Raw genomic sequence first — 16,458 nt, forward strand, 5'->3', positions numbered from 1 at the left:
CCTAGGACCCACCCTATTCACCCGATCCCACCGCAGGACACGACAGCCACCACCCACCGAATTAGAATGGGCACTTTCACCGCACCGTCCGGGAGCATCCTCATCCGTCCCGGACCCGACGAGAGGAACACGGTGCCTGCGGCACCCACTACCAGCACGGTGCCTGCGGCACCCACTACCAGCACGCCCCGAGCCGACGGCGGCGCAACCACCGCGGAGACCGACTCCGCCGGGCAGGAGGGCTCCCCTGGCGAGCCGGGCGACAAACCCGGCGCGATCCCACAGGGGCGGCCCTGATGTCCGTCGCCCTGTCCGTCCTCAGCCTCCTCGGCTTCGTCGCTCTCACGGCAGGCACCGCCCTGTTCGTCGCCGCCGAATTCTCCCTGACCGCCCTCGAACGCAGCACCGTCGAAGCGCACGCCCGGGGCGGCGACCGCCGCGCCCGCCAGGTACAGCACGCGCACAGCACCCTGTCGTTCCAGCTGTCCGGCGCCCAACTCGGCATCACCATCACCACCTTGATCACCGGCTATCTCGCCGAACCGGTCCTCGCCCGCTTCCTCGACCCCGTGTTCGATGCCATCGGGCTGGCCGAGAACACCGCGAGCACCGTGTCTCTGGTCGTCGCGCTCGTCCTCGCCACCTCGTTCTCCATGGTCTTCGGTGAACTCGTCCCGAAGAACATCGCGATCTCCCGCCCTCTGGCCACCGCGCGCGCCACCGCCGGACTCCAAGCCGGCTTCTCACTGATCTTCCGCTGGGCCATCACCGGTCTCAACGGAACCGCCAACCGCATCGTGCGGCGCCTCGGCATCGAACCCGCCGAAGAACTACGCTCGGCGCGCTCCCCACAAGAACTCGGCTCCCTCGTGCGCGCCTCTGCCGAAAGCGGCGTCCTCGACGAATCCACCGCCCGACTCGTCGACCGTTCCCTGCGCTTCGGTGAACTCACCGCCGAGGACCTCATGACCCCGCGCATGACCATCGAATGCCTCGATCGCCGCGACACCGTCCTCGACCTGATCGAACTGTCCTCCCGCACCGGATACTCCAGATTCCCGGTCATCGACTCCGACCTCGACTCCACACTCGGTGTCGTCCACATCAAACACGCGTTCACCGTCGCAGCCGACCTGCGCGGCACCACCACGGTCCAGAACCTCGTCCGGAAGGTGCCGATCGTGCCGTCGACCCTCGACGGTGACACCGTCATGGAGCGGGTCCGCGCCGACGGAATGCAGGTCTCCCTCGTCGCCGACGAATACGGCGGTACCGCCGGGATCGTCACCATGGAAGACCTCATCGAGGAAATCATCGGCGACGTCCGCGACGAACACGACGAACCACAACCCGACGCACACCCGCTCGACAACGGCTGGTCGTGCTCCGGGCTTCTGCGCATCGACGAGGTCGAACGCCTCACCGGCTACCTCGCGCCGGACGGCGACTACGAGACGATCGGCGGGCTAATCCTCACCGAACTCGGTCGCATCCCCGAGATCGACGACGAAATCCCGCTCCCTGCCCGCGACCACGACGTCCCCCCGTGGCTCGCCCGGGTCCTCGAGATGGACGGTCACCGCATCGACCGACTCCTGTTGACCCCCACCGACCCCGAACAGAACAGTCCCGACCACAACAACGAGTACACCGACGAGGAGCAGCCATGAACGACCTGCTCGGGGCCGCTCTGACCGTATTGCTCCTCGCCGGGAATGCTTTCTTCGTCGGCGCTGAATTCTCGCTCATCACCGCCCGCCGCGACCGACTCGAAGCGCTCGACGCCCAGGGCAAGAAACGGGCCCGCACCGTCATCGCCGCCGGCGAACACCTCTCCCTGATGCTCGCAGGTTCCCAACTCGGCATCACGATCTGCTCGATCCTCCTCGGCCGTGTCGGTGAACCCGCCATCGCGCATCTCATCGAGGCGCCGCTCCACCTCGTCGGCCTCCCCGACCAGCTCCTGCATCCCATCGCGTTCACCATCTCGATCGCGCTCGTGGTGACCCTGCACATCCTGCTCGGCGAGATGGTGCCCAAGAACATCGCCATCGCCGGACCCGAACGCACCGCCATGCTCCTCGTGCCCGTCCACCTGCTATTCATGCGACCGGCCCGGCCCCTGATCGCCTTCTACAACTGGTGCGCCAACATCACCCTGCGCCTGATGCGCGTCGAACCCAAAGATGAACTCGACGCGACTGTCACCGCCGTCGAACTGACCGAGATGATCGGCGAATCCCGCTCCGAAGGCCTGATCGACGAAGAGGAACACCGCCGACTCATCCAGGCACTGAACACCGGGGGACGCACCGTCGCCGACGTCCTGATCCCGGTCAGCGACGTCCGTACCGTGCCCACCACCACCGCCGGTGTCGCCCTCGGTGCCATCGAACACGCCGTCACCACGACCGGGTTCTCCCGCTATCCCACCCGGACCCCCGCCGGCGATTACACCGGATACCTTCACGTCAAGGACATCCTCGACCTCGTGCACGACCAGGGAGCGGGCCCCGACACCGTGATCCCACCGGAGACGATCCGCCCACTCCCATCGCTGACCCTCGACACCGCACTCGACGACGCCCTGTCCCAACTGCGACGCACCCGCTCCCATCTCGGCTGCGTCGTCGACAACACCGGAGCGACGCTCGGCATCGTCGCGCTCGAGGACCTCGTCGAAGAATTCGTCGGCACCGTCCGCGACGCCACCCACCGAATCACCGATCCCACCCCGGGGAGCCGCACAGGAGGCACAGCCAAGTGACCGAGGCCCCGACCACCCACCGGGAGGTCATCCTCACCGAGAATCAGTGGACCGTGCGCCGCGACCGACACCGGTACGAGGTCGACGAACTGCTCGCCGCGCACCTGCGCCGGCGCGCGTCGCACGAGAAACATCCCGTCCACGACTTTCTGTTCACGTACTACAACCACCGGCCCGCGCAGCTGCGGCGGTGGCATCCCGGGTTCGGCACCGTTCTGCTCGGTGCGGGTCGCGAGTACCGCGACCACCCCGCCTACGAGCGGGTCGTCGTCGACGGCGCGCCCGGGGTCCGCGTGAGCTCCGACACCCTCGAGCATCGTTCCGCAACGGTCGGTTTCGTAGCCGAACTGCTGACGCGAACCGGATCGCGGACCGCCCAGTTCGGCTGTTTCGGGCTGCACGAATGGGCGATGGTATACCGCACGAGCAGTGACGATGTGCGGCATTCGGCGGTGCCGCTGCGGCTCGGTCACACTGGAACCGATGCGGTGGTGGAATCAATGCAGTTGCGCTGCAGTCATTATGACGCCTACCGGTTCTTCACCCCGGAGGCGGCACCTCGCAACATCGAACTGCTGACCCGCGACGACCAACTCGACCGTGAGCAGCCCGGGTGCCTACACGCCGGCATGGACCTATACAAGTGGTGCTACAAACTCTCACCCCTGGTCGATTCGGACCTGCTGGTGCGCTGTTTCCGGCATGCAGCCACGACACGCGAACTCGACATGCGCGCGAGCCCGTATGATCTGAGCGACTACGGCTACTCGCCCATCACGATCGAGACTGCCGCCGGACGCGCACAGTACGTCCGCGAGCAGTCGGCGCTCACCTCCCGCGCCGCGGACCTGCGACAGGACCTGCTCGAACGATGCACCGCCTTGCGCGCGCGCCGAACCGACGCACGCCCCTAGCTACCGGCGGGTAACATAATGGTGAATTTTCGTGCGGCTCCCGGAACGCAACAACACCGGGCGCACAGCAACCGGAAAGAGTGAGGGTAATGACTGAACGCGTGACCGTCGGCGGACTGCAGATCGCCAAGGTGCTCTACGACTTCGTCAACAACGAGGCGCTCCCCGGCACCGGCGTGGACGCCGAGGCGTTCTGGGCCGGCGCCGACAGGATCGTCGAGGAGCTCGCACCCCGCAACCGCGCTCTGCTCGCCAAGCGCGACGACCTGCAGGCACAGATCGACACCTGGCACCGCGACCGGGCCGGAGCGCCCCACGACCCGGCCGCATACAAGACATTCCTCGAGGAGATCGGCTACCTCGTCCCCGTCCCCGCACCGTTCCAGGTCACCACCGCCGGCGTCGACACCGAGATCACCTCCACGCCGGGCCCGCAGCTCGTCGTGCCGATCCTCAACGCCCGCTTCGCCCTCAACGCCTCCAACGCCCGCTGGGGTTCGCTCTACGACGCGTTGTACGGCACCGACGCCATCTCCGAAGACGGCGGCGCCGAGAAGACCGGCGGCTACAACAAGGTCCGCGGCGACAAAGTCATCGCCTGGGCCCGCGACTTCCTCGACAAAGCCGCGCCCCTGCAGTCCGGCAGCCACGCCGACTCGACGAACTACTCCATCGACGGCACCGAACTGAAAGTCACGCTCGCCGACGGCACCGTCACCGGACTCGCCGACGCTGACGAGTTCGTCGGCTACCTCGGCGACAAGAACGCCCCCACCTCCGTGCTGCTGCGCAACAACGGCCTGCACATCGAGATCCAGATCGACGCCGCCTCCCCCATCGGCAGCACCGACGCCGCCGGAGTCAAGGACGTCGTCCTCGAATCCGCCGTCACCACGATCATGGACTTCGAGGACTCCGTCGCCGCAGTCGACGCCGATGACAAGACCCTCGGATACCGCAACTGGCTCGGCCTGAATCGCGGCGACCTGACCGAGTCGTTCGACAAGGGCGGCAAGACCCTGACCCGTACGCTCAATGACAACCGGGTCTACACCGCACTCGACGGCAGCAAACTCGAACTGCACGGCCGGTCCCTGCTGTTCGTCCGCAACGTCGGTCACCTCATGACCACCCCCGCCATCCTCGACGCCGACGGCAACGAGATCCCCGAGGGCATCCTCGACGCGCTGATCACCAGCCTGTGTGCCGTCCACGGTCTGCACACCGACGAGTCCCATGGGCCCCTGGCCAACAGCCGCACCGGCTCGATCTACATCGTCAAGCCCAAGCAGCACGGCCCCGAGGAATCCGCCTTCACCACCGAACTGTTCGGCCGCGTCGAAGAGGTCCTCGGTCTTCCGGCCAACACCGTCAAGGTCGGCATCATGGACGAGGAGCGACGCACCACCGTCAACCTCGCCGCCTGCATCGAAGCCGCCTCCGAACGCGTGGTGTTCATCAACACCGGCTTCCTCGACCGCACCGGCGACGAAATCCACACCTCCATGGAAGCGGGCGCCGTCGTGCGTAAGGCCGCCATGAAACAGCAGCGGTGGATCAGCGCCTACGAAGACTGGAACGTCGACACCGGACTCGCCGCCGGACTGCAGGGTAAGGCACAGATCGGCAAGGGCATGTGGGCCATGACCGACCTCATGCACGACATGCTCGTGCAGAAGATCGGCCAGCCCAAGGCCGGCGCCAACACCGCATGGGTGCCGTCCCCCACCGGCGCGACCCTGCACGCCACCCACTACCACGAGGTCGACGTCTTCGCGGTCCAGGACGAGCTGAAGGGCGCGCCGCGCGCCACCGTCGATGACATCCTCACCATCCCGCTTGCCGAGAACACCGACTGGTCCGACGCCGAGAAGCGCGAAGAACTCGACAACAACTGCCAGTCCATCCTCGGCTACGTGGTCCGCTGGATCGACGCCGGTGTCGGGTGCTCCAAGGTTCCCGACATCCACGACGTCGCACTGATGGAAGACCGCGCGACCCTGCGCATCTCGAGCCAGCTCCTCGCGAACTGGATCCGCCACGGCGTCGTCACCGCCGACGACGTCGTCGCGTCCCTCGAACGGATGGCTCCGATCGTCGACCGCCAGAACGAAGGCGACGCTTCCTACCGGAACATGGCGCCGGACTTCGAGAGCAACATCGCGTTCCAGGCCGCAAAGGAACTGATCCTCGAAGGCACCACACAGCCCAGCGGCTACACCGAGCCGATCCTGCACCGCCGCCGCCGCGAGTACAAGGCCGCCAACGCCTGACCTCCTCCGGCAGCAGCCCGACCCGAAGCGATGGGCCCCGATCCGCGTGGATCGGGGCCCATCGCCACACCACCCGGCCTGCAACGGACCACCGAGATCGCGCGTCACTAGACTGCTGGGGCCCGACCACAACGAAACGAGGCGAGAATCCAAGTGGCTCGACATCGCGGATCCGGTGGAACACGTGGCGTCAGCGCAGGCATCATCGTGTCCCTGGTCGCCGTCGTCCTCCTGGTTCTCGGCATCATCGGCTGGCTCCAACTCCGCAACCGAATCGATGAACAGGCCATCGAAGCAGCCGGGACCTGCGTCGAAGGCGACGCCGAACTTCACATCGCCGCCGACCCACTCATTGCCCCCACCCTCTCCGACCTCGCCGCCACGTGGAATACCGACGTCGCACCCGTGATCCGCGACTATTGCGTCACCGCCCACGTCACCGCCGCCGAATCCGCCGCCGCCGCCGCGGCCCTCGCCGACGACGGCACCTGGAACCCCGAACTCGGGCCCGAACCCGCCCTCTGGGTGCCCGTCGACACCCGCGCCGCCGACCGCGCGGGCACGGCTGCGAGCGGGCAACGCCGATCCCTCGCCACCTCACCGATCGTCCTCGCCACACCCACCGTCCTCCAGAACGGACTCACGACCGCCGGGGTCGCATGGCACGACCTACCGTCGCTGCAGGCCACCCCCGGATCCCTCAGCACACTCGGACTCGGATCCTGGGAATCACTGAGGATGGCACTGCCCACCGGAACCGGCAGTGCCGCTACCGAGCCCGCACTCGAAGCCGTCGCCACCACCGGGACGGGACCGCTGCCCCAGGATGAAGCAGAGTCCCCGGAAACCGTGACCGCCGTGACGGAACTCGCGCTCGGTGCCAACGCCCTGGACATTGCCGCAGGGCCGGCCACCGCAGACGCACTCACGGCGCTCGCCGCGAACACCACCCCCGACTCCCCGATCCACGCAGTGCCCGTGACGGAGAAGCAACTGTACGACGCGGTCACCTCCGGCACCGCCGACGATCTCGCCGGCTTCCTACCCGCAGGCGCCACACCCGTCGCCGATTTCCCCGCGGTGGTCCCGAATACCCCCTGGGTCGACGACACACTGTCCCGGGCCGCCGGGCAGTTCATCGACTACGTGCGCAGTCCCGACGTGGTTCAGAGCTTCCTCGACGACGGATTCCGTAACGAAGACGGTAATCCCCCCGACGGCTCCACCGCGGGAGCGACGGACTCCGGTCCGTCCGGCTTCACGTACCCTCCGGTCACGAGCGTGCTCGTCACTGCGGATCCTTCCGTCGGCGACACGCTTCTCGATATCCGGCTCAACCCCCAACCACCCACCAAAACCACCGTGCTCGTGGACACGACCCGCTCCATGACCACAGCAGACGGAGACAGCACCCGACTCGACGACACCTCGGCCGCCATCGACAGCGTCCTCCGCCGCTCCCCGAACTCTTCGATCGTCGGGATGTACCTCTTCGACGACACCTCGGCCTACCGGACCGCTGTTGCCCGAGACGCACTCACCCTCGAGCAGCGCGCGGCACTGACCTCCGCACTCGACACCGTCGCTCCTACCGAGACCGCGCCGGTGTACGGATCGATCCTCGCTGCGTACGCCGATGCTGTCGAGAACTACGATCCGTCCAGACCGAACTCGATGCTCGTGATCCTCGACAGCGACGACGTGAGCCTGGATGACGGTACGGACGCCGGCGTCGATTCCGGCACAAGTACCGCCGAAGATTTCCTCGACGAAATCGGCGAGCTCATCGACAGTGCCGCACCGGTACGGATGAACATCGTCGTCCTCGGCGACGACGTCACCGATTCCGGAACACTGGAAGACCTCACCGACCGCACCGGCGGGTCGTACTCGACGCTCGGCATCCCAGCGAACGACGACCTCACCCGACTACTCCGAAAGCTCATCTCCTGACCGTGATCAGATTGCTCGTCGCGGGGACGTTCCTCGCCCTCATCACCTTCTGGCTCCACCGCCGCCTCGTCCGTGCTCCAGGCCTCACCGGAAAACCTGCGCTGGCCGCAGACATCGCCCTCGTGGCGTTGCTCGGCGTCGCTATGGCGGCGTCGGTCACCGGCACCGTTCTCGACCCCGCATGGGCACGTCCGCTGGGCTTCCTCGGCTACAGTTGGTTCGCTGCGGGGCTCTACCTGATCATCGGCATCCTCGTCATCGGAGCGTTCTGCATCGGGGCACGGCTCGTGCGGCGGTTCCGCACCGGCAATTCCCCCGAACCGGACTCGTCCCGACCGCCACGTCGTACTCTCCGCATCGCAACGGGCACTCTCGTGGCCGTCACAGTGATCACGATCGGCTACGGAAGCCTGATCGAAGCGGCCAATCCGCGGATCGTCCATTCCACCATCGCCCTACCCGGGCTTCCGAACGGGTTCGACGGACTCCGCGTCGCTCTGATCACCGACCTGCACGTCGGTCCGGCGAGAGGCTCCGGGTTCGTGCAGGGAGTCGTCGATCAAGTCAACGAACAGCAACCCGACCTCATCATCCTGGGCGGGGACCTGGCCGATGGCACGATCGAGTTCGTGGGAGAGGACCTCGCGCCCCTCGCTGAGCTCGATGCCCCGCTCGGTGTCTATGGAGTGAGCGGCAATCACGAGTACTACTCCGACGACGCCTTGTCCTGGCTCGACCACTGGGAAACGCTCGGTGTACGAACGCTGCGAAACGAAAACGTCACTGTGACACACAACGGCGACGAGATCGCCGTGGCAGGAGTGCACGACTACACCGCGCCCGCACCGGACGCGGCGGACCTCCCCCGGGCCGTCGCCGGCCTGTCGCCCGAGACCTTCGTTCTACTCGCCGCGCATCAGCCGAGGCACGTCCTCGAAGCACAGGATCTCGGTGTGGACCTTCAGCTCTCGGGGCATACACACGGCGGCCAGATGTGGCCCCTCGGATACCTTGTCGCCGCTGCGAACCCGACCGTCGCCGGGCTGGACCACTTCGGCGACACCGCTATCTATACCTCCCAGGGTGCAGGTGCCTGGGGCCCGCCCGTCCGCGTCGCGACGCCGCCCGAGATCTCCATCCTCGAGCTCGTCACGCAGGAGTAGCAACGTGGACCTCGGGCCGATCAAGTCCCGGTGTAGAGGTGCGTTGAAGGTGAGTGGCGGGCGTTGAGGCGGGAGTGATTCGGTATTTCTAGCGTTTCCGTACGGTTCTGAATAGTTCCCACCTAACAAGGGGCTGCGGGCAGCTTGCCCGCAGCCCCCGTACTGTCAGCTGCTGTAGGCCTCCAGCGGAGGGCACGAACACACCAGGTTGCGGTCGCCGTGCGCACCGTCGATTCGACGAACCGACGGCCATACCTTCGCGCGCCCCTTCCCCAACGGATACACCGCGATCTCACGCGAGTACGGATGCGTCCACTCCCCGACCAGGCACTCCGCGGTGTGCGGTGCTCCTCGCAGCGGATTGTCGCCGACGGTCCACTCCCCTGCCCCGACCCTGTCGATCTCCCCGCGGATCGAGACCATCGCATCGATGAACTCGTCGATCTCGCTCAGATCTTCACTCTCGGTGGGTTCGACCATGAGGGTTCCGGCCACGGGAAAGCTCATCGTCGGCGCATGGAATCCGTAGTCGGCGAGACGCTTGGCCACATCGTCGACCGTGACACCGGTGTCCTTGGTCAACTGACGCAGGTCGAGGATGCACTCGTGTGCAACCATCCCGTTCGCACCCGTGTACAGCACCGGGAAGTACTCGTCGAGGCGCCGTGCAATGTAGTTCGCCGACGCGATGGCAGTGAGCGACGCCCGCCGAAGACCCGGTGCGCCCATGAGCTTGATGTATGCCCACGTGATCGGCAAGATCGACGCCGACCCGTAGGGCGCAGCCGATACCGGGCCCACACCACCGAGCTCAGGTGCCGACGGATGGCCCGGGAGGAACGGCGTGAGATGCGAACGTACCCCGATCGGGCCTACGCCCGGCCCGCCTCCACCATGCGGAATGCAGAAGGTCTTGTGCAGATTCAGGTGGCTGACGTCGCCGCCGAACTTGCCCGGGCGAGCCAGACCCACGAGTGCATTGAGATTCGCACCGTCGATGTACACCTGCCCGCCGGCGTCGTGTACGGCCGCGCAGATGTCCTCGATCTCGTGTTCGTACACGCCATGGGTCGACGGGTAGGTGATCATGATCGCTGCCAGCCGTTCGGCATGGTCGGCGATCTTCGCCCGCAGATCGTCGAGATCGACGTCACCGTTGGGACGACATGCAACGACCTCGACCCGCATACCGGCCATGACAGCCGACGCGGCGTTGGTCCCGTGCGCGCTCGACGGAATCAGGCACGTGTCGCGGTGGTCGTCACCGCGGCTCAGATGGTAGTGCCGAATGGCGAGCAGACCTGCATATTCCCCCTGGCTCCCGGCATTCGGCTGCAGCGTGACGGCGTCGTATCCGGTGACTGCGGCGAGCCAGCGTTCGAGGTCCGAGACGAGTTCCCGGATGCCCTCGGTCTGATCCGCAGGAGCGAACGGGTGGAGACCCGCGAACTCCGGCCACGTGATGGCTTCCATCTCCGCCGCAGCGTTGAGCTTCATCGTGCAGGATCCGAGCGGAATCATCGTGCGGTCGAGAGCGAGGTCCTTGTCGGACAACCGTCGCAGGTACCGCATCATCGCGGTTTCCGTCCGGTACTTCGTGAATGCCTCGTGCTGCAGGAATTCGCTGGTCCGGCACAGTTCTTCCGGGATGGATACGGGCCCGTCGCCGGCCGACTCTTCCGCAGCGATACCGAATGCGGCCAGCACCCTCACCACGTGTGCGTGCGTCGTCGCCTCATCGCAGGAGATCGACACGTGGTCCGCATCGACGAGATACAGATTGACGGAGCGCTCGATTGCGGCCGCCACCACCTCGGCAGCGCGACCCGGAACCCGCGCGAGGACGGTATCGAAGAACTCGGCGTACACGATCTCGATACCACCGCTGCGCAGCGAGCCGGCAAGGCCGGACGCGTGCGCAGCCACTCGCCGCGCGATCCCTGTCAGGCCCTCCGCACCGTGGTACGACGCGTACATCGCGGCGAGCACCGCCAGAAGCACCTGGGCAGTACAGATGTTGCTGGTCGCCTTCTCGCGGCGGATGTGCTGCTCGCGGGTTTGCAGCGCCAGCCTGTAGGCGGGAGCACCGTCGGCGTCGACCGAAACACCCACGAGACGACCGGGGAGGTTCCGCGTGTGCGCACCGTTCACGGCCAGGTATCCGGCGTGCGGGCCACCGAAGCCCATCGGCACACCGAAGCGCTGGGTAGTGCCGAAGCAGGCGTCGGCACCTTTCTCTCCGGGCGGGGTCATCAGTGTCAGCGCCAGGAGATCCGCACCTACCGCAACCAGCGCGCCGCGCTCGTGTGCAGCCTCGATCACGGGAGCGACGTCGAACACGCGGCCCGACGCGCCCGGGGCCTGCAGGATCACACCGAAGAACTCTCCCTCGGGTAGCCCGTCATCGACGAGATTCGCGGTGACGAGCTCGATTCCGAGCGGCTCGGCGCGGGTTGCGAGCACCGCGGCAGTCTGAATGAACAGGTCGGAGTCGACGACGAATCGGGGGCTCTTCGATTTGCGGTTCGCGCGACGCAGCAACGTCATCGCCTCTGCCGCTGCGGTGGCTTCGTCGAGCATCGACGAGTTCGCGACCTCCATGCCGGTCAGATCGGCCACCATCGTCTGGAAGTTGAGCAGGGCTTCGAGCCGTCCCTGGCTGATCTCCGGTTGATACGGCGTGTATGCGGTGTACCACGCGGGGTTCTCGATGATGTTGCGCAGCAGAACCGGCGGAGTGAGCGTGTCGTAGTAGCCGTGTCCGATCATGGACGTGGCGACGGTGTTACGGGACGCCAGCGCCTTCAGGCCTGCGAGAACCTCGTGTTCACTCAGCGGCGCATCCAGCACTTCGAGTCCGTCGGCAACATCGCCATCACGCTTGTCGAGGATGCCGGCGGGAAGTGCCTTCGCGGCCAGCTCGTCGAGCGTATCGACTCCGACGACATCGAGGATCCGGCGCATTCCCTGCGCATCCGGCCCGATGTGTCGATCGGAAAAATTCCAGGTGACGGCATCTGTCATCGCAGCTCCCAGGCTGGTCGGCGAGGTTCACACGTGCTCGGTCGGCACGGGCGCTTCCTCCCCCTCTGTCCTGAGCTCGCCGGGCGAGCGCCTGAGAGATTCGGTCCCGGTCGGCGGACCTTTCCCCGTGGGCGGGTGGGTGCTCCCACCGCTTTCCAGAGACGTCGTAGCTCACGCGGTCCTGGGTGCCTGAGAGATTGACGGAGAGGTGCTGCTCCTTCGGCGCCCGGATGTGTTGGTCCGGGACTCTCCCGCGAGACGTCGACGCACACCGATTCTAGAGCACATCGGGGTCGCTCTCGTCGGAGCGTGACCTACGCCCTATCCGATGCGGCGATTGATGCGGTTGCGGCGGCGGGAGGCCAGTTCGTCCTCGGGCTTCTCCTCGACGTCGTAGCCATCGGCGCGCTCGGCCGGGAAGTCCGCGATACTGCCGGTCAGTTCCCGGACCGCGCCGCTGACTGCGATACCGAACACACCCTGTCCGCCTTGGAGGAGGTCGACGACCTCTTCGGGCGACGTGCACTCGTACACAGTGGTGCCGTCCGAGAAGAGTGTGATCTTGGCCAGGTCGCGGACGCCACGACTCCGGAGGTGGTCGACGGCCACACGAATGTTCTGCAGAGAGACGCCGGTATCGAGGAGTCGCTTGACGATCTTGAGAACCAGGATGTCCTTGAAGGAGTACAGCCGCTGGCTTCCCGAACCCGCCGCGCTCCTGATCGAAGGCACCACCAGATTCGTTCGGGCCCAGTAGTCGAGTTGGCGGTAACTGATGCCGGCGATCTGGCATGCGATCGGCACTCGATAGCCGACCAGCTCATCGGGCACCGAATTGTCGGGAAACAGCCCCGGCTGCAGGTCCTCGGAGGTGCCCGATACGGGTACCGGAGCGACGCGATCGCCGGAATCGGCACCGAGTTGCTGTCCTTGCGGCCGATCTCGCACTTTGTGACTTCCTCTCGCGCGCCCCGTTGTCCCTCGCCACCACTGACCAGGCAGATCCCCCACCGCATCCGATCCCGTGCATCCTCCGGCTCACCCGATTTGATCCCGTAACGGATCAACCAAGCGTACGCCCTGTGTGATTCACGTCGGGCAGCAACACGCCGACCCGGAAAGTAACGATCGACATTACACGGGTTCGTTGCCGGGCGTCGTCGAACTACTTCGACTCCTCCCACCGGCGGAAGATCGTGTCAGCCGTCGGTTGCCTTGAAGTCGTCGGGCGAGACCGATTCGAGGAATTCCTTGAACTTCTCGACCTCGTCTTCCTTCTCCTCGGGCATCGCGAGGCCCGCTTCGGCCAGCACGGATTCCTCGGCGAACACCGGCGCACCGGTACGCAGGGCGACGGCAACCGCATCCGAGGGCCGGCACGAGACCCGCATGTCGCCCTCGAAGACGAGATCGGCGTAGAAAGTACCCTCCTGGAGATCCACGATCCGGACCTCGAGGAGGGCATGGCCGAACGCGTCGAGAAGATTCTTGATCAGGTCGTGGGTGAGAGGGCGCGCTGGTTCCACGCCCTGCTGTTCCAGCGCGATGGCGGTTGCTTCCATCTGACCGATCCAGATCGGCAGGTACCGCTCTCCGTCCGCTTCACGCAACAGAAGGACCGGCTGGTTCTGCGGTTGCTCGACTCGGATACCGACTATCCTCATCTCGCTCATTGCGGCGCCTCCGTCCCGCTGCCTGTCAGTCGTCGTACTCGCTGACACGTACTGCCTGAATTCTAGTGTGATCCTCCGTATACGTCAGGTACCCGATCCCGAAACCGGAAGATGTCACTGCGCATGGACGATGCCGTTGCGAGGCCACTCAACGATCGAGTGAGCCCTGCACCGCTGCCTTGACGAGGCACGTGTGCAACGTCAGAGACAGCGCCGCCAGTTCACGAACCATCTCTTCGGCACGTTCACGCGCCCCTGCATCGCGTCCCTTGGCGATCGGTCCGGCGATCTGGGCGACGAGCCCCGCCTCACGGTCTGCCGCCAATTTGAACGCACGGAGGTGCCGGACTTCGAGTCCGAACTGGGACATCGACTTCGCCGTCCGCGCCAGCAGCACCGCGTCGTCGTCGAAGAACCCTGCGGGACCCGGTGTGAGGAGCCCCGCGCCCACCAACTCCGTGAGGAACACCGTGTCGATTCCGGCCCGTTCACAGAGGTCGTCTCGGCCGACTCGAACCTGGCGGTCGGTACGAAGATCCTCGGGAGAAACCTCGCCTCGCGCGACCGCGAGCTGGCGCGGTCGCTTGGGGCGAGAGTCGACGGCCCCCACCGTTGCGGCCCCGCGGTCGATCGCCTCGAGCTGTTCCTTGATGACCTTCAGCGGGAGGTACTGATCACGCTGCGCCGTGAGCACGTACCGGAGTCGCTCACAGTCCGCGATGGAGAACCGCCGGTAGCCCGAAGGTGTGCGCTCCGGACTGATCAGTCCTTCGGCTTCGAGAAATCGGATCTTCGAGATCGTCACGTCCGGGAATTCCGGGCGGAGTCGGTCGAGCACGGACCCGATCGACATGCCTGCCGGCGCCGGCTGGTGGGCAGCGGTCATCAGCTACCTGCGCCCTGAGTGCCCCGTGGGCCGGTCAGAAACACCAGACGGAACTTGCCGATCTGGACCTCGTCGCCGTTCGCGAGCACTGCCGAGTCGACTGGTTCACGGTTGACGTATGTGCCGTTGAGGCTTCCCACATCTACTACCTGGAACTCGCCGTCGTCCTGACGGAACTCTGCGTGGCGCCGACTGACCGTGACATCGTCGAGGAAGATGTCGCTGTCCGGGTGCCGCCCGGCCGACGTGGTGGGCTGGTCGAGCAGGAAGCGCGACCCCGCGTTGGGCCCGCGCTTGACGACGAGCAGGGCCGCCCCGGCCGGAAGCCCTTCGACACCCGAGACCGGTGCTTCGGTCGTCGCAGCGGCGCCGGCGTTCTCCAATTCGTTCAGGAAGTCGGCACGAAACACCGAAGTAGTTTCCGCTGGGGTCTCTTCGTAGCCCGCGTTGCCGTTCTCGCTCACCGTTTCTCCTTATCCGTTCGATCGTCCGAGTAGTCCCGGATGATCGTCATTCGTTCGCCACCACCACGGTCGGACACGGCACACGCCATACCCGACCGTACCCTGCGCACGCCCCTGGTGCAGGTAGTCGCTGGTATGTCACCCAGGGGATCTCATCCTTCTGTGATCGTTCTGTAGCCAGCGGCGTCGAGGGTCTGCTCGAGTGCAGCGTCGAGGTCCGCCTCGCTGTTCGCCTCGACATCGATGAGCCACCCTTCCGCGTACGGCGCGCTGTTGACCAACTCCGGGCTCGCCTCGAGGTCGCCGTTCACCGCAGCGACCGTTGCGGCGAAGGGCGCATAGACGTCCGACACACTCTTGGTGGATTCGACCTCACCGAACGAATCACCTGCGGCGAGGGCGGATCCGGCATCCGGCAATTGCACGAATACCACGTCACCGAGCTGTGATTGAGCGTAGTCGGTGATCCCGACCCGGGCGGTGGTCGCCCCTGTCCGCTGTACCCACTCGTGCTCCGCCGTGTATCGCAGATCAGCGGGCGTCTCGAACTCACTCACGGCAGTTCCTTTCGGAGGCGACGATTCGGCACGAACGTCTGTTTCAGTTTCCTGGCTGAGCGTATTGGCGTGGCTCGATTTCCCGCAAGGCGAGCACCTCGACCTGCGGTAATTGTTCGACGTCCAATGTCCCGCCGCGGCGAGCGACCGTGTCCACCACACCGCCGGGGATGTTCAGTGCCGCCGCAAGCGTCGGACCTTCCCCGATGGCCGTAACCGTATAGGGCGCAGACAGCTTTCGATCGTCGACGGTCAGATCCCCTCCCTGCCCCGTGACCCACGAGTCGACGCCGATACGCACAGATGTTCCGTCGGCGCCTGTGATCTGCATCGTGTCCGCGCCCGCCGCGCGAAGCTCCTGGATCGTATCGAGGACGACCTCCGAACCCACTCCACCGAGCGGGTCGTCGATCGTCAGGACGACGCCCGGCCCGGTCGCTGGAACGGTACCGAGCTGGATCGACAGGTTCTGCAGACGAGCGCGGGCCTCCGCGAGCGCGGCATCCGAACCGTTCTGCTCGAATCCTTCGAGGGTGCGCTCGAGGCCTGTGATCTCTTGCCGCAACGCCGCCTCACGTCGATTGAGGTTGTCGAGGAGCACGAGCAGGTCTGCCGGACGGGCGGAGTCGAGGTTGTCGCCGGTATCGGTGTTCTTCACCTGCGTGGCGATGGCCGTGCCGAGCAGAACCACGAGCAGCGCCGCGAGTACCGCGTACACCCGGCGCTCGCGCCGCGGGCCCGGCGCGTCGGGCCGAATGTCTTCGGGGAGATCCTCGGTCATCGC

Annotated in this window: 14 protein-coding genes and 1 riboswitch; of the genes, 7 read left to right on the forward strand and 7 right to left on the reverse strand. The window is 66.0% G+C overall.

Annotation, left to right across the window (positions count from 1 at the left end; all coding sequences use genetic code 11):
• The first annotated feature begins 66 nt into the window (after nucleotides 1-66).
• The 7 genes from EV641_RS19430 to EV641_RS19460 all read left to right on the forward strand — a co-directional run bounded on the left by EV641_RS19430 (nucleotide 67) and on the right by EV641_RS19460 (nucleotide 9,070).
• Nucleotides 67-297: a hypothetical protein gene (locus tag EV641_RS19430; protein ID WP_132473880.1), complete on the forward strand. Its 231-nt coding sequence runs from the start codon at nucleotides 67-69 to the stop codon at nucleotides 295-297.
• A complete protein-coding gene (locus EV641_RS19435) occupies nucleotides 297-1,670 on the forward strand; it encodes a hemolysin family protein (RefSeq protein ID WP_132473882.1) in 1,374 nt (457 codons plus the stop codon). Before EV641_RS19430 ends, EV641_RS19435 begins: the two co-directional genes overlap by 1 nt.
• Entirely contained in the window at nucleotides 1,667-2,767 is a 1,101-nt protein-coding gene (locus EV641_RS19440) for a hemolysin family protein (protein ID WP_132473884.1), read from the forward strand. The genes EV641_RS19435 and EV641_RS19440 overlap by 4 nt, the downstream gene beginning before the upstream one ends.
• Nucleotides 2,764-3,681: a 3-methyladenine DNA glycosylase gene (locus EV641_RS19445; protein ID WP_132473886.1), complete on the forward strand. Its 918-nt coding sequence runs from the start codon at nucleotides 2,764-2,766 to the stop codon at nucleotides 3,679-3,681. The genes EV641_RS19440 and EV641_RS19445 overlap by 4 nt, the downstream gene beginning before the upstream one ends.
• 89 nt (nucleotides 3,682-3,770) lie before the next feature.
• Nucleotides 3,771-5,954, forward strand: coding sequence for a malate synthase G (locus tag EV641_RS19450; RefSeq protein ID WP_132473897.1), 2,184 nt, complete (start codon nucleotides 3,771-3,773; stop codon nucleotides 5,952-5,954).
• A gap of 153 nt (nucleotides 5,955-6,107) precedes the next feature.
• Entirely contained in the window at nucleotides 6,108-7,907 is a 1,800-nt protein-coding gene (locus EV641_RS19455) for a substrate-binding domain-containing protein (protein ID WP_158289195.1), read from the forward strand.
• Nucleotides 7,908-7,909: 2 nt separating this feature from the next.
• Entirely contained in the window at nucleotides 7,910-9,070 is a 1,161-nt protein-coding gene (locus EV641_RS19460) for a metallophosphoesterase (RefSeq protein ID WP_132473901.1), read from the forward strand.
• 165 nt (nucleotides 9,071-9,235) lie between these two features.
• Here EV641_RS19460 and gcvP read toward each other — a convergent pair whose 3' ends face one another.
• The 7 genes from gcvP to EV641_RS19495 form a co-directional block, all read right to left on the reverse strand.
• Complete coding sequence (gene gcvP, locus EV641_RS19465) at nucleotides 9,236-12,094, reverse strand: aminomethyl-transferring glycine dehydrogenase (protein WP_132473903.1); 2,859 nt, start codon at nucleotides 12,092-12,094, stop codon at nucleotides 9,236-9,238.
• 166 nt (nucleotides 12,095-12,260) lie between these two features.
• Nucleotides 12,261-12,358, reverse strand: a riboswitch (glycine riboswitch).
• Nucleotides 12,359-12,415: 57 nt separating this feature from the next.
• Nucleotides 12,416-13,042 (reverse strand): MerR family transcriptional regulator, encoded by a 627-nt coding sequence (locus EV641_RS19470; protein WP_054713565.1) that lies wholly within the window; start codon nucleotides 13,040-13,042, stop codon nucleotides 12,416-12,418.
• A 251-nt stretch (nucleotides 13,043-13,293) separates the two neighbouring features.
• The gene (locus tag EV641_RS19475) at nucleotides 13,294-13,767 is read right to left on the reverse strand and encodes a bifunctional nuclease family protein (protein WP_132473905.1); all 474 of its coding nucleotides are present in this window, start codon (nucleotides 13,765-13,767) and stop codon (nucleotides 13,294-13,296) included.
• A 148-nt stretch (nucleotides 13,768-13,915) separates the two neighbouring features.
• Nucleotides 13,916-14,653: a MerR family transcriptional regulator gene (locus EV641_RS19480; RefSeq protein ID WP_132473907.1), complete on the reverse strand. Its 738-nt coding sequence runs from the start codon at nucleotides 14,651-14,653 to the stop codon at nucleotides 13,916-13,918.
• Nucleotides 14,653-15,117, reverse strand: coding sequence for a glycogen accumulation regulator GarA (gene garA / locus EV641_RS19485; protein ID WP_054713563.1), 465 nt, complete (start codon nucleotides 15,115-15,117; stop codon nucleotides 14,653-14,655). The genes EV641_RS19480 and garA overlap by 1 nt, the downstream gene beginning before the upstream one ends.
• Nucleotides 15,118-15,269: 152 nt before the next feature.
• A complete protein-coding gene (gene gcvH, locus EV641_RS19490) occupies nucleotides 15,270-15,674 on the reverse strand; it encodes a glycine cleavage system protein GcvH (RefSeq protein WP_132473909.1) in 405 nt (134 codons plus the stop codon).
• A 43-nt stretch (nucleotides 15,675-15,717) separates the two neighbouring features.
• Nucleotides 15,718-16,455: a DUF881 domain-containing protein gene (locus EV641_RS19495; protein WP_054713561.1), complete on the reverse strand. Its 738-nt coding sequence runs from the start codon at nucleotides 16,453-16,455 to the stop codon at nucleotides 15,718-15,720.
• Between the last annotated feature and the right edge of the window lie 3 nt (nucleotides 16,456-16,458).

This window comes from Rhodococcus sp. SMB37 (genome assembly GCF_004345605.1).
Taxonomy (GTDB): domain Bacteria; phylum Actinomycetota; class Actinomycetes; order Mycobacteriales; family Mycobacteriaceae; genus Rhodococcus.

Excerpts from the sequence above, each read along its gene's own strand:
- EV641_RS19430 (WP_132473880.1), top strand. The coding sequence starts at position 67 with ATGGGCACTTTCACCGCACCGTCCGGGAGCATCCTCATCCGTCCCGGA.
- EV641_RS19435 (WP_132473882.1), top strand. The coding sequence starts at position 297 with ATGTCCGTCGCCCTGTCCGTCCTCAGCCTCCTCGGCTTCGTCGCTCTC.
- EV641_RS19440 (WP_132473884.1), top strand. The coding sequence starts at position 1,667 with ATGAACGACCTGCTCGGGGCCGCTCTGACCGTATTGCTCCTCGCCGGG.
- EV641_RS19450 (WP_132473897.1), top strand. The coding sequence starts at position 3,771 with ATGACTGAACGCGTGACCGTCGGCGGACTGCAGATCGCCAAGGTGCTC.
- gcvP (WP_132473903.1), bottom strand. The coding sequence starts at position 12,094 with ATGACAGATGCCGTCACCTGGAATTTTTCCGATCGACACATCGGGCCG.
- EV641_RS19475 (WP_132473905.1), bottom strand. The coding sequence starts at position 13,767 with ATGAGCGAGATGAGGATAGTCGGTATCCGAGTCGAGCAACCGCAGAAC.
- EV641_RS19480 (WP_132473907.1), bottom strand. The coding sequence starts at position 14,653 with ATGACCGCTGCCCACCAGCCGGCGCCGGCAGGCATGTCGATCGGGTCC.
- EV641_RS19495 (WP_054713561.1), bottom strand. The coding sequence starts at position 16,455 with ATGACCGAGGATCTCCCCGAAGACATTCGGCCCGACGCGCCGGGCCCG.